The organism is Pseudomonas sp. UBA2684 (assembly GCA_002354655.1).
GTDB lineage: Bacteria > Pseudomonadota > Gammaproteobacteria > Pseudomonadales > Pseudomonadaceae > Aquipseudomonas.
In genome coordinates, this window is sequence record DELY01000056.1 from 1 (window position 1) to 302 (window position 302).

The 302-nt window shown below is 62.3% G+C and carries 1 protein-coding gene; it reads right to left on the reverse strand.

Going from position 1 to position 302, the window contains the following annotated elements; translation table 11 throughout:
* Nucleotides 1–83 precede the first annotated feature (83 nt).
* Nucleotides 84–302: OmpA family protein (locus B3M58_RS21280; RefSeq protein WP_296222273.1), on the reverse strand; the 219-nt coding region annotated here is incomplete at its 5' end.

Here is a 302-nt window from a genome sequence, read left to right on the forward strand (position 1 = left end):
TCTCCTGCAACACGTAACGGGGAAAGAGCCACAAAAAAGGCCTCCTGATGCAGGAGGCCTTTTTCGTGGGTTACCGTGCAGATTTACTGCAAGGGACGCAGGTTGATCTCGACCCGGCGGTTCTGCGCCCGCCCCGTCTCGTTGGCGTTGCTGGCGATCGGCTGGTTCGGCCCGGCACCGTAGGACGAGAGGCGCGACGCTACAACGCCATTGGCGCTGAGGTAGGACGCCACGCTTTGCGCCCGACGATTCGACAGGTTCTGGTTCAGCTCCAGCGAACCGGTGCTGTCGGTATGGCCGAC